At 67.4% G+C, this 20911-nt stretch carries 19 protein-coding genes; 15 read left to right on the top strand and 4 right to left on the bottom strand.

Annotated elements, in window-relative coordinates:
• Positions 1–101 precede the first annotated feature (101 nt).
• The 6 genes from BBJ41_RS25620 to BBJ41_RS25595 all read left to right on the top strand — a co-directional run bounded on the left by BBJ41_RS25620 (position 102) and on the right by BBJ41_RS25595 (position 5230).
• Positions 102–605 carry an activator protein gene (locus tag BBJ41_RS25620; RefSeq protein ID WP_069749040.1) on the top strand — a complete coding sequence of 168 codons (504 nt, stop codon included), beginning with the start codon at positions 102–104 and terminating at the stop codon, positions 603–605.
• Between the two features lie 186 nt (positions 606–791).
• Positions 792–1295, top strand: a complete 504-nt coding sequence (locus tag BBJ41_RS25615) for an activator protein (protein WP_069750373.1) — start codon at positions 792–794, stop codon at positions 1293–1295.
• A 223-nt stretch (positions 1296–1518) separates the two neighbouring features.
• Positions 1519–2640: a hypothetical protein gene (locus tag BBJ41_RS25610; protein WP_069749039.1), complete on the top strand. Its 1122-nt coding sequence runs from the start codon at positions 1519–1521 to the stop codon at positions 2638–2640.
• 358 nt (positions 2641–2998) lie between these two features.
• Positions 2999–4141, top strand: a complete 1143-nt coding sequence (locus tag BBJ41_RS25605) for an MGDG synthase family glycosyltransferase (protein ID WP_069749038.1) — start codon at positions 2999–3001, stop codon at positions 4139–4141.
• Positions 4138–4632 (top strand): hypothetical protein, encoded by a 495-nt coding sequence (locus BBJ41_RS25600; RefSeq protein WP_069749037.1) that lies wholly within the window; start codon positions 4138–4140, stop codon positions 4630–4632. Before BBJ41_RS25605 ends, BBJ41_RS25600 begins: the two co-directional genes overlap by 4 nt.
• A 13-nt stretch (positions 4633–4645) precedes the next feature.
• A complete protein-coding gene (locus BBJ41_RS25595; protein WP_069749036.1) occupies positions 4646–5230 on the top strand; it encodes a dual specificity protein phosphatase family protein in 585 nt (194 codons plus the stop codon).
• An 80-nt stretch (positions 5231–5310) separates the two neighbouring features.
• On the opposite strand, the gene betA is transcribed toward BBJ41_RS25595, so the two are convergent.
• The 3 genes from betA to betI are packed head-to-tail and all read right to left on the bottom strand — an operon-like array spanning position 5311 to position 9121.
• A complete protein-coding gene (betA, locus tag BBJ41_RS25590; protein ID WP_069749035.1) occupies positions 5311–7011 on the bottom strand; it encodes a choline dehydrogenase in 1701 nt (566 codons plus the stop codon).
• A gap of 23 nt (positions 7012–7034) precedes the next feature.
• Complete coding sequence (betB, locus tag BBJ41_RS25585) at positions 7035–8504, bottom strand: betaine-aldehyde dehydrogenase (protein ID WP_069749034.1); 1470 nt, start codon at positions 8502–8504, stop codon at positions 7035–7037.
• A gap of 32 nt (positions 8505–8536) precedes the next feature.
• Complete coding sequence (gene betI / locus BBJ41_RS25580) at positions 8537–9121, bottom strand: transcriptional regulator BetI (RefSeq protein ID WP_069749033.1); 585 nt, start codon at positions 9119–9121, stop codon at positions 8537–8539.
• Between the two features lie 721 nt (positions 9122–9842).
• On the opposite strand from betI, the gene BBJ41_RS25575 reads away from it, so the two are divergent.
• From BBJ41_RS25575 to fdhA, 9 genes are all read left to right on the top strand, one after another.
• Complete coding sequence (locus tag BBJ41_RS25575; protein ID WP_069749032.1) at positions 9843–10745, top strand: alpha/beta fold hydrolase; 903 nt, start codon at positions 9843–9845, stop codon at positions 10743–10745.
• Between the two features lie 67 nt (positions 10746–10812).
• Complete coding sequence (locus tag BBJ41_RS25570) at positions 10813–11382, top strand: methyltransferase family protein (protein WP_069749031.1); 570 nt, start codon at positions 10813–10815, stop codon at positions 11380–11382.
• Positions 11383–11399: 17 nt separating this feature from the next.
• Entirely contained in the window at positions 11400–12683 is a 1284-nt protein-coding gene (locus BBJ41_RS25565) for a glycosyltransferase (RefSeq protein ID WP_069749030.1), read from the top strand.
• Entirely contained in the window at positions 12680–14275 is a 1596-nt protein-coding gene (locus BBJ41_RS25560; RefSeq protein ID WP_069749029.1) for a DHA2 family efflux MFS transporter permease subunit, read from the top strand. The genes BBJ41_RS25565 and BBJ41_RS25560 overlap by 4 nt, the downstream gene beginning before the upstream one ends.
• A gap of 10 nt (positions 14276–14285) precedes the next feature.
• A complete protein-coding gene (locus BBJ41_RS25555) occupies positions 14286–15224 on the top strand; it encodes a glycosyltransferase family 2 protein (protein WP_069749028.1) in 939 nt (312 codons plus the stop codon).
• A 17-nt stretch (positions 15225–15241) separates the two neighbouring features.
• Complete coding sequence (locus tag BBJ41_RS25550) at positions 15242–17083, top strand: efflux transporter outer membrane subunit (protein WP_069749027.1); 1842 nt, start codon at positions 15242–15244, stop codon at positions 17081–17083.
• Entirely contained in the window at positions 17083–18273 is a 1191-nt protein-coding gene (locus tag BBJ41_RS25545) for an HlyD/EmrA/EmrK family protein (protein ID WP_069749026.1), read from the top strand. Before BBJ41_RS25550 ends, BBJ41_RS25545 begins: the two co-directional genes overlap by 1 nt.
• Positions 18274–18443: 170 nt before the next feature.
• On the top strand, positions 18444–19202 hold the full coding sequence (locus BBJ41_RS25540) for an SDR family NAD(P)-dependent oxidoreductase (RefSeq protein WP_069749025.1): 759 nt from the start codon (positions 18444–18446) through the stop codon (positions 19200–19202).
• 197 nt (positions 19203–19399) lie between these two features.
• A complete protein-coding gene (gene fdhA, locus BBJ41_RS25535) occupies positions 19400–20596 on the top strand; it encodes a formaldehyde dehydrogenase, glutathione-independent (RefSeq protein ID WP_069749024.1) in 1197 nt (398 codons plus the stop codon).
• Positions 20597–20706: 110 nt separating this feature from the next.
• Here the strand turns inward: fdhA and BBJ41_RS39600 are convergent, their stop codons facing one another.
• Positions 20707–20856 carry a hypothetical protein gene (locus tag BBJ41_RS39600; RefSeq protein ID WP_418222305.1) on the bottom strand — a complete coding sequence of 50 codons (150 nt, stop codon included), beginning with the start codon at positions 20854–20856 and terminating at the stop codon, positions 20707–20709.
• Between the last annotated feature and the right edge of the window lie 55 nt (positions 20857–20911).

The following is a 20911-nucleotide window of genomic DNA, read 5'->3' as shown; positions in this document are numbered from 1 at the left end:
CGCGCCGGCGGTTTCCTGCGGCCGGCTGGCCGGATCGTTCCGGCCGGAAGGTCGCGTTCCTGGCGGCGTGCCGCCAATTGTGTAGAGAGGGGGCAGTTCAAATGAGCATTCGCAAAATCGTATCGCTTGTTGCTGCAGTGGCTTTCACCGCGGTTTCGGCCGCGCCTGCTTTCGCCGTCACCGTTTCGCGTGCCGATGGCCAACCGATGAATCCGAACGGCGAGCCGTTCTCGGCGACGGGGCTGACGGCCCTTTCCAAGGGGGCGATCAACGCGAATTGCAACGCGACGTTCAACGGCACGATCACGTCGACCGGCATCGTCAACATCACGTCGACGACGTTCTCGGGTGGCGCGACGTGCGGCCTGATCAGCGGCAGCGCGAGCAGCACGTCGCCGTGGACGGGGCAGGCCGACAGCGCGACGCAACTGTCGATCAATAACGTGAAGGTGAACGTCACGCTGCTCGGCGCGTGCGGGCCGAGCAAGGTCGTGACGGCGTGGAGCGATGCGAACTCGTCGCTGACGTTCAACAACGCCACGCTGACACCGGACTGCACGGTGGGCGGCACCGTGCTGACGTCGCCGAAGTTCCACGTGCAGTAAGCATCGCGGTTCGAAGCGGGCGCCCGCCGCGTGCGAGGGCCGTGCGGTATGCGTGGCGGGTTTCCGCGGTTTTGATGGGTTCGTGCCGCCGTGCGTATCGGCGCGGCGGCCGGATTCATCTGGACGGCAGGTCGTGTTTCTGCGGCGTGCCGCCATCCATATCAAGAAAGAGAGAGGGCCATGCAGATGAACATTCGTCGAATCGCATCGCTTGTTGCCGCAGTGGTATTTGCCGCAGCTTCGGTTGCGCCCGCATTCGCGGTGACCGTTTCGCGCGTGGACGGCCAGCCGATGAATCCGAATGGCGAGCCGTTTTCCGCGTCTGGCTTGACATCGTTTGGCAAGAAGGCGCTCAACGCGAGCTGCACCGTGACGTTCAACGGAACGATTACGCCGGCGGGTATCGTCAATATCACATCGGCGCAGTTCAACGGGGGGAGCTGGTGCCCACTGATCAGCGGCACAGCGGGCAGTGCTTCGCCGTGGGCAGGGCAGATGGACAGCGCAACACAGCTCTCGATCAACAACGCACAGGTGGATATCAAGCTGTTTGGACCTTGCGGGCCGAGCAAGCTCACGGCGGCATGGACCGATTCGAATTCGTCGATGACGTTCAACAATGCCGCATGGGCACCTGACTGCACGTTGGCCGGCACGCTCTTGACATCGCCGAAGCTCCACGCGCAGTAACCGTAGCGGAGCGTTCGACGTGCATGGGGGCTGTGCGGTATGCACGTGGGCTTTCGCTTCCTCGACGCATTCGTGTCGTCGCGCGTATCGGCGCGACGGCCGGCTGACCGCCCGTGTCGCGATCCGATCCGGGCGGACATGCAGGACTGGCGCGGCGTACCGCGCCATCCGCTTCGATTGAAACAACACAACGCCAATTGGCCAGAACTATCCCGGAAGACCCATGCTTACCGATCCAGCAAAGTATGGCGATGCCCGCGGCGCGACGCCTGACCGGCTGCGCACGGCCGCGTGGCTGCAGTACCTGATCGAACATCTCGACACGGCCGCGTGCGCGGCGATGGCGGGCGACATGGGCGACACGACGGTCGTCGCGTCGCACGCGATACGTATGCGGGCAGGCGCCGGCTTGTCTCACGAGGCCGCGGCGATCCTCCACCGGCTCGTCCCGTGGATCGCAACGGACATCGGCGGATGCGCATGCGACCCGGCCGACCCGCTCGGCGCGTGCTCGCATGTGCCCTCCGCGCAGCAGCTCGCCGAGGCCGAACGCTGCTGCCCCGGCTCGCGCGCCGTGTTCGACACCGCGCACGGCGTGATCGATGCGTGTGCATTCGACGACCCCGATGTCGGCTGGGCCGCACTCGAACGGATTGCCGGCGGCATCGAATGCAGCAATGACGACAACGTTGAGCGTATCGCTCACGAAAATGACGGGCACTGCGAGACGCCGCCTGCGAAGAACCTGAGAGAACGACTGACTGCTATCGCGGCAACGAGCACGGAAACACCGGCCGGCCCTGGCGCCGTCATCGACGCGATCGTGCTGCGCGCATGCGGCCCGCGCGACGATGCGGCGCGCATCGACGAGATGGCCGCGCTCGCGGTGTTCTCGGCCGAACTCGCTGCCGGCAACGGGGTTTCCGTTGCCGCCTATGGCGGTCGGCACAACCTCGTTGCGCAAGCGATCCGGACGCATCGCGCCGATCTCGCGTCGTCGGACGGACTGCTCGCGGCGCTATCCGTATGCAGGCTCGATCGACTGACAGGCGCCGGAAGTTTCTGGGCTTACTACCTGCTGGCAGGCATCGTGATCGCGGCGCCGGACGCGGTGAGGGACATCGGCCGCCGCTTTCATGGCGACACGTGGCAGGCATGGCTCGACGACGTGCTCGCGTGGCCGACGGTCAGCCGTTTCGGGCCGCGGGAGGATGTCGCGTTCGACCGCTTGCGCGACGCGATGAGCCTGACGTCGCGCTGGAATCCGATCGTCCGCGGCAAGCGGATGCGGACGCGGGCCGTGACCGCAGCCCGGCTCGGCGAAGACGGGGGCAAGACCGGCTGACACGACATCTTCGCCGAAACGAAACGACAGGAATCGCTCCCGCGCGAGCACGCCGTTCGCGCCGGCATACCGCGCCTCGTTCGCATGTGCGGGCGGGGCATCACACCGTCGCCATCCGCGCGCGACCGCCCACCATCCGCACCAGACCTCCCGCGCGGCACGATCGGTTCCGGGCCCCATCGAGCGGACGCAGTATGATTCCGCAGACGATGCGGGCGATCGACCGATCCGACCCGGCCGCCCGCCCGCACCGCTGAAGATCCGCCAGGCTTGTTGAAAGCCGGACGCAAGACGCCGCCGCGCCAGCGCGCCGGTGCCGAACCGCATCCGGACCCCCTTCATCGAAACGGTCAGTCAGATGTCAAAGCAAAACAAGAAAATCCTGCTCCTGAGCGTCAGCGCAGGCGCCGGGCATACGCGCGCGGCCGAGGCGATCCGCGCATTCGCCGACCATCATCCCGCCGGCATCGAAGCCACGCACCTTGACGTGATGGATTTCGTGTCCACCGGCTTTCGCAAGCTTTACACCGATCTCTACATCAAGCTCGTCAGCAGCCAGCCGGCGCTGTGGGGCTACCTGTACCAGAAGACCGACGAGGTCGATCCCGCCGCGCCGTCGCAGAAGATCCGCCGCGCGATCGAGCGGCTCAATTGCCGGCAGTTGATCGCCGAGATCGAACGGCAGCGCCCGGACGCGATCATCTGCACGCACTTCCTGCCGGCCGAACTGCTGTCGCGCGAGATCCGCAAGGGGCGCGTCGATACGCCGGTGTGGGTGCAGGTCACCGATTTCGACCTGCACAGCATGTGGGTCGTGCCCAACATGCGCGGCTACTTCGCGGCCAACGACGAGATCGCGTGGCGCATGCACGCGCGCGGCATGGCGCCTGAAACGGTGCACGTCAGCGGCATTCCGATCATGCCGGCGTTCGGCCAGCCGCTCGATCGCGCGGCCTGCGCGGCCGAGTTCGGCCTCGATCCCGCGCGGCGGACGTTTTTGATGATGTCCGGCGGCGCGGGCCTCGGCGGGCTCGACGTGCTGGCGGCGCGTCTGCTCGAAATGGACGCCGATTTCCAGTTGGTCGCGCTGGCCGGCAAGAACCAGGCGATGCTGGCGTCGCTGCAGGCGCTCGCTGCGCGGCATCCCGGCCGGCTGTTTCCGCAGGGCTTCACGCAGCAGGTCGAACGCCTGATGGCGTGCGCCGATCTCGTCATCACGAAGCCGGGCGGCCTGACGACGTCCGAATGTCTCGCGATGCAGTTGCCGATGATCGTCAACTCGCCGATTCCGGGCCAGGAAGAGCGCAATGCGGATTTCCTGCTCGAACAGGGCGTCGCGCTGAAGGCCATCGACGACGACGCGCTCGTCTACCGGATCCGCGCGCTGCTGCAGACGCCGGAGCGCCTTGACGACATGCGCCGCCGCCTCGCGCCGCTCGGGCGGCCGCTGGCCGGGCGCTTCGTGCTCGATCGCGTGCTCGGCCTGGAGCCGGCCGCATGAGCGTCGCGCGCTTCGTGCCGACGCGCCATACGTTGTTCGTCGTCGCCTGGGTCATGTTGCTCGCGTTCTTTTTCGCGAACGTGGAGATCCAGATCGAGGGCAGCGCAGGCTGGGCCGCCAATCTGCCGACCTGGCGCATCGAGCATCACTGGCTGCTCGACATCTTCTGGGGCGGCCGCCCGATGACCGGATACCACGCGTGGGTGTTCCCGTTCGTCGCGCTGTTTTTTCATCTGCCGCCGGTCTTCAACGGACGCTGGTCGTGGCGCATCGAAGCCCGCATCATCGCGTGCATCATGGTGTTCTGGTTGACCGAGGATTTCCTGTGGTTCGTGCTGAACCCGGCCTATGGCCTGGCCCGGTTCAACCCGGCGAACGTGCCGTGGCATATCCACTGGCTGGGCGTGGCGCCAACCGACTACTGGACCATGAGCGCCGCCGCGATCGTCCTGTTCATCCTGTCGCGCGAGCGCAGGCGCGCCTTCTACTGAACACGGTATCGACATGAAAATCGCCTTCGTTGCCGCGATCGCCGTCACGCTCGCCGGGCTCGTGCAGCCGGCCTGCGCGGATGCGGTGTCCGGCGTTTCCGCGCGCCCGGTTCAATGGGCGCAAAGCATTGCCGACGCGCGCGTGAACAACCTGCATCGCATCACGCCGACGTTGTACCGCAGCGCGCAGCTCTCGCGCGAGGACGTGCCGGAGTTGCAGAAACTCGGCATTCGCAAGGTCATCAGCTTCCGCGCGTTTCACGCGGACGATACCGTTCTGGCCGGCACGCACATCACGATGCAGCGCATCCGGATCAACACGTGGTACATCCGCGACGAAGACATGGTCACCGCGCTGAAGGCGTTGCGGACCGCCGACCAGGACGGTCCTGTGCTGATTCACTGCCAGCACGGCGCCGATCGCACGGGCCTCGTCTCCGCGCTGTACCGGATGGTGTACCAGGGCTGGACGCGCGAGCAGGCACTCGATGAACTGCAGCACGGCGGCTACGGGTTCCATCCGATCTGGCAGAACATCACGAATTATCTGCAGCACGTCGATGTCGAGCGTTTGCGGCGAGAGGTCAACAGCGGTTGAGCCGAAAATGAAAAAGCGCCGCTGACGGCAACCGTCAGCGGCGCTTTTCACGGGAGGCGCGGGTAGCGCGCCCGCCGTCGTCAGACCGTTTCCGGTTGCCGCACGGCCTTCGCGACGTTGCGCGCGAGCGCACCGTTTGCGACGAAGTACGGCACGTCGACACGCGCGAGCGGCTGCTTGCCGCGAATCTTGTCGGCGATCTTCTCGGCGATCATGATCGTCGGCGCGTTCAGGTTGCCGGTCGTGATGATCGGCATGATCGACGCATCGACGACGCGCAGCCCTTCCAGCCCGTGCACGCGGCCTTCTTCATCGACCACGGCCATGTCGTCGTAGCCCATCTTGCACGAGCACGACGGATGGAATGCCGTCTCCGCGCGGGCCCGCACGAACGCATCGAGCTCCTTGTCGCTCTTGCAGTCGGCGCCCGGGTTCAGCTCGCGGCCGCGATAGCGGTCGAGCGCGGGCTGCCGCATGATCTCGCGCGTCGCGCGGATCGCATCGCGGAACTCGCGCCAGTCGAGCGCTTCGGCCATGTAGTTGAACAGGATGCTCGGATGGTCGTTCGGGTCGCGCGAGCGCAGCTTCACGCGGCCGCGGCTCGGCGAGCGCATCGAGCCGACGTGCGCCTGGAAGCCGTGCATCTCGATCGCGTTCGAGCCGTTGTAGTTGATCGCCACCGGCAGGAAGTGATACTGGATGTTCGGCCACAGATCGTCGTCGCGCGTACGGATGAAGCCGCCCGCCTCGAAGTGGTTGCTCGCGCCGAGGCCCGTGCCGTTCAGCATCCATTCGAGGCCGATCTTCGGCTGGTTCCACCACTTGAGCGCCGGGTACAGCGAGACCGGTTCCTTGCACTCGTACTGGATGTACATCTCCAGGTGGTCCTGCAGGTTCTGGCCGACGCCGGGCAGGTCGAGCACGACGGGGATGTCGAGTTCCTTCAGCCACGCGCCGGGGCCGACGCCCGAGCGCTGCAGCAGTTGCGGCGACGCGATCGCGCCGCTGCACACGAGCACTTCGCGGCGCGCATGCGCGGTCGAGCGCTCGCTGCCGCGCAGGTACGTGACGCCCGAGGCGCGCTTGCCGTCGAACAGGATGCGGTCGGCGAGCGCGTGCGTGACGATCTCGAGGTTCGGCCGCGCCCGCGCCTGGTCGAGATAGCCGCGCGCGGTGCTCGCGCGGCGGCCCTTCGGCGTGACGGTGCGGTCCATCGGGCCGAAGCCTTCCTGCTGATAGCCGTTCAGGTCGTCGGTGCGCGGGTAGCCAGCCTGCACGCCCGCATCGACCATCGCCTCGAACAGCGGGTTCACGCCCGGCTTGCTGGTCGTGACCGACACGGGGCCGTTGCCGCCGTGGTAGTCGTTCGGGCCGACGTCGCGCGTTTCGGCCTTCTTGAAGTACGGCAGGCAGTCGAGATACGTCCAGTTCTCGAGCCCCTTGTGCGTCGACCAGTTGTCGTAGTCGAGCGCGTTACCGCGGATGTAGCACATCCCGTTGATCAGCGACGAGCCGCCGAGCCCCTTGCCGCGGCCGCATTCCATCCGGCGGTTGTCCATGTGCGGCTCGGGGTCGGTCTCGTAGGCCCAGTTGTAGCGGCGGCCCTGCAGCGGATAGGCGAGGGCGGCCGGCATCTGCGTGCGGAAGTCGAAGCGGTAGTCGGGGCCGCCCGCTTCGAGCAGCAGCACCGTGACGTCCGGATCTTCCGTCAGGCGCGTTGCGAGCACGTTGCCCGCGGAACCTGCGCCGCAGATGATGTAGTCGTATTCGCGTGTCGTCATGACGGGTTCTCCTCCTTTGAGACTCAAAACACCGGGTTGTAGCGGCCGAGCTCGACCTGTACCGACTTGATTCGAGTGTAGTGCTCGAGCGTCGTGATGCCGTTCTCGCGTCCGACACCGGATTGCTTGTATCCGCCAACCGGCATCTCGGCCGGCGATTCGCCCCACGTGTTGATCCAGCAGATGCCGGCTTCGAGGCGATGGATCGTGCGGTGCGCGCGCGACAGGTTCTCGGTCACGACGCCGGCCGCGAGCCCGTAGTGCGTGTCGTTCGCGCGGGCGATTACTTCGTCCTCCGATTCGAAATCGAGGATGCTCATCACCGGCCCGAAGATTTCCTCGCGGACGATCTTCATGTCGTCGCGGCAGTCGCCGAACACGGTCGGCGCGACGTACTGGCCGCTGCCGAAATGGCCGTCGGTCAGGCGCGAGCCGCCGGCGAGCAGCTTCGCGCCTTCGGCCTTGCCGCTCTCGATGAAGCCGAGCACCTTGTCGAGCTGTGCGGCCGACACGAGCGGGCCGAAGTTGGTGTCGGCATCGGTCGGCTTGCCGACGCGGATGCGCTTCACGCGTTCGAGCACGCGTTGCGTGAATGCGTCCTTGATCGAGCGGTGCACGAACACGCGCGTGCCGTTCGTGCAGACCTGGCCCGAGCTGAAGAAGTTGGCGGTCACCGCGATGTCGGCGGCACGATCGAGATCCGCATCGTCGAACACGATCAGCGGCGACTTGCCGCCGAGTTCCATCGTCACTTCCTTCAGCGACGACGCGCCGGCCAGCGACATCACCTTCTTGCCCGTTTCGACGCCGCCCGTGAACGACACCTTCGCGATGTCCGGGTGGCCCGTGAGCAGCGCGCCGACCGAGCCGTCGCCCTGCACGACGTTGAACACGCCCGCCGGCACGCCGGCTTCCGTATAGATTTCCGCGAGCTTCAGCGCCGTCAACGGCGTGACTTCGCTCGGCTTGAACACCATCGCGTTGCCGGCCGCGAGCGCGGGCGCCGTCTTCCAGCACGCGATCTGGATCGGGTAGTTCCATGCGCCGATGCCCGCGCACACGCCGAGCGGCTCGCGGCGCGTATAGACGAACGAGTCGGCGCGCAGCGGCACCTGCAGCCCTTCGATCGCGGTCGCGAGGCCCGCGTAATACTCGATCACGTCCGCACCGGTGACGATGTCCACCGCGAGCGTCTCGCCGATCGGCTTGCCGGTGTCGCGCGTTTCCAGCGCCGCGAGTTCGTCGTTGCGCTCGCGCAGCAGGTCGACTGCGCGACGCAGGATGCGCGAACGCTGCATCGCGGTCATCGCGGCCCATTCACGCTGGCCTTCCTGGGCGGACGCGACCGCGCGGTCGACGTCGGCCGCGCTTGCCTGCTGCACTTGTGCAAGCAGTTCGCCGGTGGCGGGATCGAAGGTGTCGAAAGTCTTGCCGCTCGTGGCGTCGACGTAACCGCCGCCGATGTAGAGGCGCTGCAAACCGAATACGGACATGAGGATCTCCTTGAGGGCGACTGCGTGACGCGTCAGGCGGACGCGAGCAGCAGGTCGATGTAATCGTGGGCGAGCTTCAGTGCCGCCCGGGTGTCGATCGGGCCGCCGGCGAGCGCGCCGCGCAGCCACAGGCCGTCGATCAGCGCGGCGAGGCCGCTGGCGGCTTCGCGCGCTTTCGCGCGTGGCAATGCCTTTGCGAATTCGGCGCACAGGTTCGAATGGAGGCGCCGCGTGTTGACGTGCTGCAGGCGCTTGAGCATCGGGTCGTGCATGCTCTGCGACCAGAACGCGAGCCACGTCTTCATCACCGGCGCGCTGACCTGGGTGTCGTCGAAGTTCGCGGCGGCGATCGCGCGCAACCGGGCGCGCGGGTCCTTGCGCGCGGCCACGCGGCGGGCCGTGGTGGCCGCCCACAGGTCCCGCAGCACGTGCCGCATCGTCGCTTCGAGCAGGCCGTCCTTGTCGCCGAAGTAGTGGCTGACGATGCCCGTCGAGATGTTCGCGCGTTGCGCGACCGATGCGAGCGTCGTGCCGGGCAGGCCCGCTTCGTCGATCGAGCGCAGCGTGGCGTCGATCAACTGCGCACGGCGAATCTCCCGCATTCCGACTTTCGGCATCGCGACTCCCTTCGCCCGGGCGGGCCATCCATGGAAGTCGAGAGCTTAGCGGTTTTTTATTGATCGTTCAATCAACAAAAAATCGGGGTCTGACGATGGAGGGCGCGTGACAAGAGATGGATCGACCGTATTCGCCGCGATGTGCAGGTGCGGAAAAATGAATTGAAAGACAGTTAAATATGCTGGAATTTGTTTAAAACGGATCGTGAAAAGATGAGCCAATGAATCGGAAAGTTTCCGGCTTCGTTTCTATTACAAAACGAAAGAGTGTCGAGGCCTGTAATAATCTCCGCGATGTGAAACGACGAGTGCGGATTGTGAATATCGACAATTTCCGAAAATACGTTTAAATCCATCGATTGAAACGAAACATGTCATTGAATTAAAAGAAAAATATAGGAAATGTGAACGATTCTGGAGACTGCTCGCAAACGATTGCCACCACCTTTCAGACGATCCCGTATACCATATAAATTGATAAAAAAATTTGAATCCGGCGCATTTCCTGGTGGAGTAGAGGAGATCGTTGGAATGACTTGAGTAAGTAATATTGTCCGTATTAGTATGGCGCCGCACTACGAGGAATGAATGGGCGCCGCCGGTTTTTGCCGCGGTGCGTCGGCAATGGGCGCGGCGACGAACCGCGTGCGGGCCGACGCCAGCCATTGCGCACCTGCAGCATGCCGCGACGTCGAGACGCCGCATCCACCGGAGAACGACGATGCCGACCGAAAAACACGTGGTCCCGCTGCCGAATGGTCTGAAGGTCTACGTCGAACGGAACGTGTTCGACCCGGCGTTCGACACGGCGATGCTCGTCAACGGCGCACTCGCGACGACCGCGTCGTTCGGGCAGACCGTCCAGTATCTCGGCGAGCGGATGAACACGATCTGCTTCGACCTGCCGTATGCGGGGCAGTCGCGCCAGCACAACCCGGGTTGCTTCATCCTGACGAAGGACGACGAGGCCGCGATCCTCCAGCATCTGGTCGAGCGCTTCGCGCCCGCGTTCCTCGTGTCGGTGTCGTGGGGCGGCGTGGCATCGCTGTTCGCGCTCGCACGCGGCTGCCCGAGCGTGAAGCGCGCGGCGATCTGCTCGTTCTCGCCGTTCCTGAACGACGCGATGGTCGACTACGTCACGCGTGCGCGCGACCACATCGCGGCCGGCGAGAACCTGAAGGCCGCGCAGTTGCTGAACGACACCGTCGGCCGCTACCTGCCGCGCATCATGAAGCTGTACAACTACCGGTATCTCACGCGCCTGCCGCGCGACGAGCAGGACCAGGTCGCGTTCCACGTCGACCAGATCCTGTCGCTGCAGCCCGAGCGCTACTTCAGCGAGTTCTCGAACATCGGTTGCGAGCTGCTGTTCCTGAACGGCGAGCGTGACGAATACACGACGCCGGCCGACGTGCGCCAGCTCGGCGCGCACGTGCCGCGCGCGCGGTTCGCGACGGTGCCGGACGCCGGCCACTTCCTCGACATCGAAGGCCGCGCGCAGCGCGAATACACGCGCGCGGCGCTGCTCGATTTCTTCTGCGACGGCTCGCCCGTCGCGGCCGGCATGGCGCTCGCGGCCGCGCATGCGTGTGTGCCCGCGCCGATGCACGCGCTGTCGTCGTGACGCCGCACGTCGTGCGTCGAGCCCGATCCGCGCATCCGAATTTCCATTCCAACGAGGCAGGCCAGCCGTGAATATCGTTCAGACCATCGCCATCGTCGTTCCGTGGGCCGCATGGCTCGCCTACTGGGTCGCCACGTCGCAGGGCGTCAAGGCGACCGTGCGCAAGGAGGCGTCGCGCTCGCGCACGCTGCAGTCGATTCCGCTGATCGTCGGCGGTGCGCTGATCATCCTGCCCGATCCGTCATGGCAGGCACTCGTGCCCGACTGGCAGCGCTTCGGGCTGCAGGCGCAATGCGGGCTCGCGGTGCTGATCGCCGGCCTGCTGTTCTCGGTGTGGGCGCGGCTGCATCTCGGCACGAACTGGAGCGTGTCGGTCACGCTGAAGGAAAACCACGAGCTCGTCCGCACGGGGCCGTATGCGCTCGTGCGCCATCCGATCTACACGGGCTGCCTGATCGCGCTCGCAGGCGCCGCGCTGATCGGCGGCGAATGGCGCGGCGTGATCGGCGTGCTGCTCGTGTTTGCGTCGCTCGCGTACAAGGTACGCGTGGAGGAGAGCTGGTTGACCGGGTATTTCGGGCCGGCCTACGCGCAGTACCGCCGCGAGGTCGCGGCGCTGATTCCCGGCTTCTACTGATCCCTGCGAGGCGCGCGATGGCGAAGATGATCGTGACCGCGATCGGCTCGGCGGGCGACGTGCATCCGCTGCTCGGCGTCGCGCGCACGCTCGCGGCGCGCGGTCACGAGGTCGTGTTCTGCACGCATGCGCCGTTCGAGGCGGCGGTGCACCGTTGCGGGTTCGAATTCGTGCCGGTCGGCACCGCGGCCGAATACGAGGCCGCGATGGCGAATCCCGCGCTGTGGGACCCGCGCACGTCGTTCCGCACGCTGTGGCAGGTGATCGCGCCGACGCTGCGCCCGCATTACGACGCGCTGCATGCGCTGACCGACGACGATACGGTGCTCGTCGGCACGCTGTGGGCGTTTTCCGCGCGCTTCATGCAGGAGCGGTACGGCACGCCGTACGTGTCGGTGCAGGTGTCGCCGTCGACGCTGCTGTCTGCACATGCGCCGCCGACGCACCCGCGCCTGACGATTCCCGCGCGCTGGCCGCTGCCGGTGAAGTCGGCGCTGATGACGCTGATCGAGCGCCAGGTGCTCGACCGCGTATGCGGCCCCGCGCTCAACGCGGTTCGCCGCGAACTCGGGCTCGCGCCCGCGCGCCGCGTGCTCGGACGCTGGCTGCATTCGACCGACGGCGTGCTGTGCCTGTTTCCCGGCTGGTTCGCGCCGCCGCAACCCGACTGGCCCGCGAATCATCTGCAAAGCGGGTTTCCGCTGTTCAACGACATCGTTGCGCCTGACGAAGACGCGGAGCTCGACGCGTTTCTCGCGGCCGGCGAGGCGCCGGTCGTGTTCACGGCCGGCTCGACGCTCGTCGATCACGCGGCGTATGCGCGTGCGGTGTCGGACGCGCTGCGCGCAACCGGCGCGCGCGGAATCCTGCTGACGCCGCATGATGTCGCTGCGGACAACGACCACCTGCTCGTGCGCCGCTTCGTGCCGATGCGCACGCTGCTGCCGCAGTGTCGCGCGCTCGTGCATCACGGCGGGATCGGCACGGCGGCGCTCGCGTGCGAGGCCGGCATCGTGCAGGTCGTGACGCCTTTCGCGCACGACCAGTTCGACAACGCGCAACGTGTCGTGGCGAGCGGCTGCGGCGTGCGCGTCGACGGCCCGGTCGACGGCGCGCGTCTCGGCGCGGCGCTCGCGCACGTGCTCGACGAGCCCGCGTTCGCGGTGCATGCGGCGCGCACGCGCGCGCTGCTCGCGGCCGCGCCGGACGGTTGTCACGCGGCCGCCGATTTCATCGAGCGGTTCGCGCCGAAGCGCCGGCGCGCGACCGCGCGCGCCGATGTCGCGGTGGCCGGCGCATGAGCAACGCATCGCCGCATCAGGACGGGCTGGTCGCGCCGAGCGCATTCGACGCGCCGGCACCCGCGCCGGCCGCGCAGCCGGTGCGCGGCATCCGGCTCGCGCTGCTGACGTTCGCGCTGTCGCTCGCCACCTTCATCGAGGTGCTCGACTCCACCGTGACGAACGTCGCGGTGCCGGCGATCTCCGGCAGTCTCGGCGTATCGAACAGCCAGGGCACGTGGGTCATCAGCTCGTATTCGGTCGCGGCCGCGATCGCGGTGCCGCTGACCGGCTGGCTCGCGCGCCGCGTCGGCGAGTTGCGGCTGTTCGTCGGCGCCGTGCTGCTGTTCACGCTGACGTCGCTGCTGTGCGGGCTCGCGCGCGATCTTCACGTGCTGGTGATCTGCCGCGCGCTGCAGGGGCTGTGCTCGGGGCCGATGGTGCCGCTGTCGCAGACGATCCTGCTGCGCACGTTCCCGCCCGACAAACGCACGATCGCGCTCGCGCTGTGGGCGATGACGGTGCTGCTCGCGCCGATTTTCGGGCCGGTGGTCGGCGGCCTGATCGTCGACAACTTCTCGTGGCCGTGGATCTTCCTGATCAACCTGCCGATCGGGCTGTTCTCGTTCGCCGTCTGCACCGCGATGCTGCGCCCCGACGCGCAGCGCGGCGCGGCCGGACCGATCGACGTGCCGGGCATCGTGCTGCTCGTGATCGGCGTCGGCTCGCTGCAGGCGATGCTCGATCTCGGCCACGATCGCGGCTGGTTCGATTCGCCGCTGATCGTCACGCTCGCCGTGGTGGCAGGGCTCGCGATCGTGTCGCTGCTGATCTGGGAAGCGGGCGAGGCGCACCCCGTCGTCGATCTGAGCCTGTTTCGCGACCGCACGTTCTCGTTCTGTGTACTGATCATCTCGCTCGGGATGATGAGTTTCTCGGTGGTCGGCGTCGTGTTTCCGCTGTGGATGCAGGCCGTGATGGGCTACAACGCGTTTCATGCGGGGCTCGCGACGGCGTCGCTCGGCGTGCTCGCGCTCGTGTTCTCGATCCTCGTCGGGCTGCATGCGCACCGCTTCGACGCTCGCGTGCTCGCGACGTTCGGCTTCCTCGTGTTCGCGGCCGTGCTCGCATGGGACGCGCATTTCACGCTGAAGATGACGTTCGCGCAGATCGCCGCGCCGGGGCTGATCCAGGGGATCGGGCTGCCGTGCTTCTTCATCCCGCTGACCGCCGCGACGCTGTCGCGCATTCCGGACGACAGGCTCGCCGCCGCGTCGAGCTTGTCGAACTTCCTGCGCACGTTGTCGGCCGCATTCGGCACCGCGATGAGCGTGACCTTGTGGGAAAACCGCGCGACCTATCACTACGACACCGTGTCGCAATCCGTGACACATGCGTCGGCGAACACGCAGCGCTTCGTGCATGCGCTGAACGCGATGGGCGTGGACGGCGTGCGCGAGCTGACGACGCTGCACCAGGTCGTGATGCAGCAGGCGTACATGATGGCGACGAACGACATGTTCTGGATGGCGAGCATGACGTGTCTCGCGCTCGCGGCCATGATGTGGCTGACGCGGCCCAAGCGTGGCGCGGCGGCGTCCTTCGGGCATTGAGGAGAGGAACATGACGACACTCGGCGCACTCGTGATCCTGTATCACCCGAGCGATGCGCAGCTCGAAGCGCTCGGCGCGTGGCGGCACGCGTGCGATGCGTTGCTCGTCGTTGACAACACGCCGCAGCCCGATGCGCGCGCACGCGACCTGTGCGCGCGCGAAGGCATCGCGCTGTTGCATCACGGCAATCGCGGCGGGATCGCGGGCGCGTACAACGCGGGGCTGGCCGCGTTGTTTCGCGATCGCATCGATGCGGTCGCGTTGTTCGACCAGGATTCGTCGGTGCCGGCCGCGTATTTCCCGGTGATGCGTGACGTGTGCGCGGGGCTTGGCGGGCGCGCGTTCCTGGCCGGCCCGCGCATCTTCGACGAGAACGCGCGCAGCTTCCTGCCCGAGCTCGCGACCAACGGGATCGGATTGCGCCGGCTGCGGATCGAGCCCGGCGCGCCGCTGCAGCGCTGCGCGTTCCTGATCTCGTCGGGCTGCGTCGTCACGCGCGACGCGTTCGACATGCTCGGCCGCTTCGACGAGACGCTGTTCATCGATCACGTCGACACCGAATACAGCTTTCGCGCACTGTCGCGCAACGTGCCGCTCTATGTCGTGCCGTCGCTGGTGCTGTCGCACCGGATCGGCGCGAAGCAGCGTCACGCGATCGGTCCTTTTGAAATGACGTCGATGAATCACTCGTGGCAACGGCGCTATTACAGCGCGCGCAATGCAGTGCAGCTCGGGATGCAATACGGGCTGCGTTTTCCGGTGGCGATCGTGCCGAACCTGCTGACCGTGTGGCAGGTCGTGCAGATCGCGCTCGTCGAACGCGACAAGCGCGCGAAGCTCGCCGGCATCCTGTTCGGCGTCGCGGACGGCCTGTTCGGCCGGCTCGGTCCGCTCGAACGTACGCGGCCGCGCCTGGCTGCGCGCGCGCAACGCGTGCAGCAGGGATGAGGGGCGCGATGCAACGGATGACGAGAGCGGCGGTTTCGGCGCGTGGCGTGAAGGGCGGCGGGGTGATCGCGGCGGCTGCCGTGCTGCTGGCGTTGGGCGGGTGCGTGCCGTCGGGCTTCCTGCCGTCGCTGTCGTTGCACGCGCCGGCCGCCGATGCGCTCGCGCACACGGCGGGCCCCGGCGTGAACGGCGCATGGCCCGCGCCCGACTGGGTGAAGCAGCTGCAGGACCCGCAACTCGATACGCTGGTGGCCGAGGCGTCGCAGAACAACCCCGATCTGCAGGTCGCACAGGCGCGGCTGCGGATCGCGCAGTCGCAGCTTCAGCAATTCGATTCGCTGACGGGGCTGACGGGCACCGCCGGCGCGACGGTCAGCCGCGCGCGGATGCCGAAGCCCGGCGACATCGCCGACGTGACGGCCGGCGGCTATCGCGTGCCGGTCGAGATTTTCGGCGACCCGATCGTGTCGCCGTCGTCGGTGTTCGTCGGGCTGAACTACCAGCTCGACCTGTGGGGGAAGAACCGCGCCGCGACGAAGAGCCTGATGTCGCTGCGCGACGCGGCCGCGGTCGAGGCCGAACAGGTGCGGCTCACGCTCGCCGTCGCGATCGTCACCGTGTACTGCCAGCTCGATCAGGCATACGCGGCGCGCGACTTGCTGCAGCAGAAGCTGAAGGTCGGCGAGCGCGTGACGGCCGTGCTGCGCGAGCGCACCGCGCGCGGCCTCGACAACGCATACGACGCCAGTGACGCGTCGATCAAGCGCAGCCGTCTGCTCGAACAGATCGCGCTGAACGACGAGCAGATCAAGCTCGCGCAATTGCAGCTCGGCGTGCTGTCGGGACGCGGCCCCGAACGCGGGCTGGCACTGCAGCGGCCGCGCGTCGGCGCGTTCGCGGGCAGTGCGGTGCCGGCGCGGTTGCCGGCCGACCTGCTCGGCCGCCGGCCCGACATCGTCGCCGCGCGGTTGCGCGTGGAAGCCGCGTTCGCGAATGCCGATTCGACGCGCGCGCAGTTTTATCCGGACGTGAACCTCGTCGCGCTCGGCGGCGTGTTTGCACTCACGCCCGCGTCACTGTTCTCGCGCGACTCGCTCGCGGGTTCCGTCGGGCCCGCGATCTCGCTGCCGATCTTCGATCGTGGCCGGCTGAAGGCGAAGCTCGGCGCGGATGTCGCGCAGGCCGACGTCGCAATCGGGCTGTACAACAAGACCGTCGACGACGCGCTCGGGCAGGTCGCGCAGCTCGTCACGTCGCTGCAGACGTCGCAGACGCTCGTCGCGCAGCAGCAGGACGCGGTCGCGGCCGCTCAGAAGATCGTGCAGATCGCCGCCGACCGCCACCGGCGCGGCGTGCTGATGCAGAAGGATGTCGACGTCGCGGATCTCACGCTGATCGACGAGCGTGCGCAGATGATCGCGCTGCTCGGCCGGCAGCGGACGTTGCGCGTCGGGTTGATCGGCGCGCTCGGCGGCGGGTTCGATGCGGGCGCAACGGTTGCGCAGGCGCCGGCCGCGCATCAGGCGCGCAGCGGGGCGGCGAGGCGTGGTGCGGCGGCTGTTGCACCCGCTGCGCACGTTGCGGCCGCGAGCCGAGCGGCGGCGAGCACGTCGGACGACACGCGTACGGCAAGCGTTGCGGCGTCGCCGGCTACCGGCACGACGAGTGGTGCCACGCTCGCACGACGCGATGACGCGGCGCGTCCGTCGACGGCCAATGCGACGACCACCGGCGCGACGCCTCGCGGTACGCCCGTTCCTGCGCGCACGGCATCGGCGAGCCCGACGCCGGTTCCGCCGGTCATGCCGGCGATCCCTGTGTTCCAGCACGATCGTCTGATCGTTACGCAAAGCGACTGATGCACCACGACAACCTTCATACCGCCGCCCAGCCGGCCGCGCTGAACGACCCGGCACTCGACGCGCGTCGCGCGACGCGGCGCAAGCGCTTCACGGTGTTCTTCGCGATCGTGCTGCTGGCGGCGCTCGCATGGATCGCGTACTGGCTGCTGAGCGACCGCTATTACGAAGACACCGACGACGCGTATGTCGCGGGCAGCATCGTTCAGGTCGCTGCGCAGATTCCGGGGGCCGTGACCGATGTGCTGGTTGCCGATACGCAGGCCGTGCGCGCCGGACAGACGCTCGTGCGGCTCGACGACACCGAGGCGTCCGTCGCCTTCGCGCAGGCGAAGGCGCAGCTCGCGCAGGCCGTGCGGCAGGTCGCGAACGCGAAGATTTCGAACACGATGTACGTCGAGGCCGTGAATGCGCGGCGCGCCGACCTGTCGCTCGCGCAGCGCGCGTTCGCGGCGCGCTCGGGCGCGTCGGTCGAGATCGTCGCGCCGGAGGAGCTGGCGCGCGCACGCGCGGCGGTCGCCGGCGCACAGGCGAATCTCGCAGCCGCGCAGGCGCAGCTCGATGCGGCACGCGCGCTCGGAACCAAGCTGCCTGTCGACGAAAATCCGTCCGTCGTGCAGGCGGCCGCGCAGTTCAAGCTCGCTTTCCGGAACCTGAAACGCACGACGATCGTTGCGCCCGTCGACGGTACGATCGGGCAGCGCTCGGTACAGGTCGGCCAGCAGGTCGGGCCCGGCGTGCCGCTGATGTCGGTCGTGCAGTTGAAGCGGCTGTGGGTCGAGGCGAATTTCAAGGAAGGGCAGATTCGCCACATGCGCGTCGGGCAGCCGGTCGAAGTCGTGTCGGACCTGTATGGCACGCGGGTTGCGTATCGCGGCCGTGTGCAGGGTTTCTCGGCGGGCACGGGCAGCGCGTTCTCGATGCTGCCGTCGCAGAACGCGGCCGGCAACTGGATCAAGGTCGTGCAGCGCGTGCCGGTCGTGATCGCGCTCGATCCGGGCGACCTGGCCGCGCATCCGCTACGCGTCGGGTTGTCGATGCGCGCGACGGTCGACACGCACGATCGCAACGGCCACGCGCTCGACAGCGAGCCGCCGACGCCGGCCGTCAGCACACGCGTGCATGATGGCGTCGCGAGCGAAGCGGAAGCGGCCGCCGCGGCGATCATTCGCGAGAACGCCGGTGGTTGATCGCCAGCCGGCCCGCGATGCGTCGAACGCACCGGTCGCGCAACGTCCGAAAGATTCGAAAAAGGCATGCTCCGCGCTCGAAAATATCGTGCCTGATACCGGCGCAACGTCGCGGTGCGCCGGGCTATGCTGTCGCGCAATCTGGACAGCAATGCGAATCGGAGGCACGTGTGTTCGATCTTTCAGGCAAGGTGGCGGTCATCACCGGCGGAGCGAGCGGGATCGGGCTTGGCATCGCGCGCGGCATGGCCGAGGCGGGTGCGCGCGTGGTGCTCGTCGGCCGCGATCCCGGCAAGGGCGACGCGGCGCTGGCGTCGCTGCCGGGCGGCAGCGACCACGGCGTGTTCATCCAGGCGGACATCACGCGACGCGACGAGTGTGCGCAGGCCGTCGAGCAGGCGGAGCAGCATTTCGGCCGGCTGGACATCCTCGTGAACAACGCCGGGATGAATATCCGCAAGCAAGGGCATGAACTGACGGCCGACGAGTGGTATCGCGTCATCGATACGAATCTGAGCGGCGCCCATTTCTGCGCGCAGGCCATTCATCCCGCATTCCGGCGCGCAGGCGGCGGAAAGATCGTCAATATCGGCTCGATGCTGTCGCTGTTCGGCACGACTCACGGCGCGGCCTACGCCGCCAGCAAGGGCGGGATCGTTCAGCTCGGCAGGGCGTGGGCCGTCGAATGGGCGCCGGACAACATCCAGGTCAATACGCTGCTGCCCGGCTGGATCGAAACCGAGCTGATTGCCGAGGCCACGCGGCTGTTTCCGGATCTCGAACGCAGCGTCCTCGCGCGCACGCCGTTGCGGCGCTGGGGCAAGCCGCAGGACCTGGCCGGCATCGCCGTCGCGCTGTGTGCCGTCGAGTGCGATTTCGTGACGGGCGCCGTGATTCCCGTGGACGGCGGCTATTCGGTGCAGGGATGACGGCTGCCTGAAGCCGTCCCGTCGTTTCCCGCCCGACTTTCGTATTTCCGCCATCGATGTCGGCGCCGTTCAAACGCATGTCGCGTTTGAGACATCGGCGCCCCTGCCTCCGGGACTACTCTCGAACAGCACGTTGCGCGTGCGCCGCATGGGCCGGCGCGCCGCGGCGCCATCCAACGAGACATGGAGACAATACGATGAGCAGCAATCGAGGTGTCGTCTATCTTGGGCCGGGCCAGGTCGAAGTGCAGAAGATCGATTATCCGAAGATGGTCGATCCGACCGGCCGCGCGATCGGCCACGGCGTGATCCTGAAAGTGGTCAGCACGAACATCTGCGGCTCCGACCAGCACATGGTGCGCGGCCGCACGACCGCGCCGGTCGGCCTCGTGCTCGGTCACGAGATCACGGGCGAAGTGGTCGAAGTGGGCCGCGACGTCGAGACGCTGAAGATCGGCGATCTCGTGTCGGTGCCGTTCAACGTCGCATGCGGCCGCTGCGCGATGTGCAAGGACACGCATACGGGCGTGTGCCTGAACGTGAACCCGTCTCGTGCCGGCGGCGCGTACGGTTACGTCGACATGGGCGGCTGGATCGGCGGCCAGGCCGAATACGTGCTCGTGCCGTATGCCGATTTCAACCTGCTGAAATTCCCGGACCGCGATCAGGCGATGGCGAAGATCCGCGATCTGACCTGCCTGTCCGACATTCTTCCGACCGGTTATCACGGCGCGGTGAGCGCGGGCGTGAAGCCGGGCTCGACGGTGTATATCGCGGGCGCGGGCCCGGTCGGGATGGCGGCGGCCGCCTCGGCGCGCCTGCTCGGCGCGGCCGTGACGATCGTCGGCGACATGAACGCCGAGCGTCTCGCGCATGCGAAGGCGATGGGCTTCGAGACGGTCGACCTGTCGAAGGACGCATCGCTCGGCGAACAGATCGAGCAGATTCTCGGCGTGCCCGAGATCGACTGCGCGGTCGACTGCGTCGGCTTCGAGGCGCACGGCCACGGTTCGTCGGGCCACTCGGAAGAGGCGCCTGCGACGGTGCTGAACTCGCTGATGGAAATCACGCGGCCGGCCGGCGCGATCGGCATCCCGGGCCTGTACGTGACCGACGATCCGGGCGCGAAGGACAAGGCCGCGCAGCACGGCAGCCTGAGCATCCGCTTCGGCCTCGGCTGGGCGAAGTCGCACTCGTTCTTCACGGGCCAGACGCCGGTGCTGAAGTACAACCGCAACCTGATGCAGGCGATCCTGTTCGACCGTCTGCCGATCGCGAAGATCGTCAACGTCGAGGTGATCTCGCTCGACCAGGCGCCGGAAGGCTACAAGAAGTTCGACGGTGGCGCGCCGCGCAAATTCGTCATCGACCCGCACGGGTTGCTGGCGGCCTGATGCGCTGACGTTCGTCACGCTGAACGCCAAACGGGCGGCTCCGGAAACGGGCCGCCCGTTTTCGTTCCAGCGGCGGCGAGGCGGCCACGCGGGCTCGCGACGATCGTGGTCTACGACGGCGTCGCCGCATTCAGGATCGAATCGGCGCCGGCCGCCGCGAACAACGCTGCGTAGGTCAGCAGGCAGAACGGCAGCGCCGAGTGGGTGATGCCGACGGCGAACGGCGGCACGACAAGCGAGCGGAATTCGCGTCGCCGCATCGGCGCTGCGCAGCACGGCCGCGATCGTGACGCACAGCGCGATCAGCCGGGCCTG

This window comes from Burkholderia stabilis, assembly GCF_001742165.1.
Lineage (GTDB): Bacteria > Pseudomonadota > Gammaproteobacteria > Burkholderiales > Burkholderiaceae > Burkholderia > Burkholderia stabilis.
The sequence above is the reverse complement of the archived record's forward strand: the minus strand, read 5'-3'. Positions and strand labels throughout refer to the sequence as shown.